2 protein-coding genes are annotated in these 617 nt (G+C 42.6%); one reads left to right on the plus strand and one right to left on the minus strand.

Annotated elements, in window-relative coordinates; all coding sequences use genetic code 11:
- Positions 1–213 (plus strand): YdcH family protein (locus A3761_RS06570; protein ID WP_369808187.1); only part of this gene is annotated, 213 nt, incomplete at its 5' end.
- A 141-nt stretch (positions 214–354) separates the two neighbouring features.
- Here the strand turns inward: A3761_RS06570 and A3761_RS27200 are convergent.
- The coding region (locus A3761_RS27200) for a hypothetical protein (RefSeq protein WP_197472904.1) at positions 355–617 on the minus strand (263 nt) is incomplete at its 5' end.

Genomic DNA, 617 nt, shown 5'->3' on the forward strand with positions numbered 1-617 from the left:
TTGCCAGAGCACAAAGAGACTATTCATAACCTCAAGATGAGTGATAACCACTTTGCTCGTTTATTTGATGAGTATCATGATAAGGATCATGAAGTACACAGAATCGAGACCGGTGCAGAAAACACCTCTGACGAGTATCTTGAAAAGTGTAAGAAAGAGCGCCTTAAGCTAAAGGACGATTTGCTTGCGATTATCAAGAAAACAACAGCTTAATATTTAGCTTAGTTTGTTATCAAGCCCGGTTACTTAATCGGGCTTTTTTAGTTTAGCGTTGGCAGATATATTCGAACCCTTACCTGTCGTGATTAGCTCAGGCTGATAGCAATAGGGTCCTCGCTAAGGGGCGGTAAATAGTCAAGACGGGTCTTGTTTGTTGAGAAATAGCTGAATGATCTGATGTGCTGCAGAGTAGGGGGTTACACTATTTTCCTGCACAGCTGAGCGGAGCTTAGGTAGTGCTGATTGAACTGGAGGGTGACTTTTAAGCTCCTGTTCCAACATATCTTTTACCAAGGCGTTCAACCATTCTCTATTTTGTCGGGCGCGTTTATCCTCAAATAGATTAAGGCCTTCTTCATTGGAGTGGCTTTTGCCTTGTTCCTGGTAGTCCAGAATCA

The sequence above is a fragment of the Oleiphilus sp. HI0123 genome (assembly GCF_001635315.1).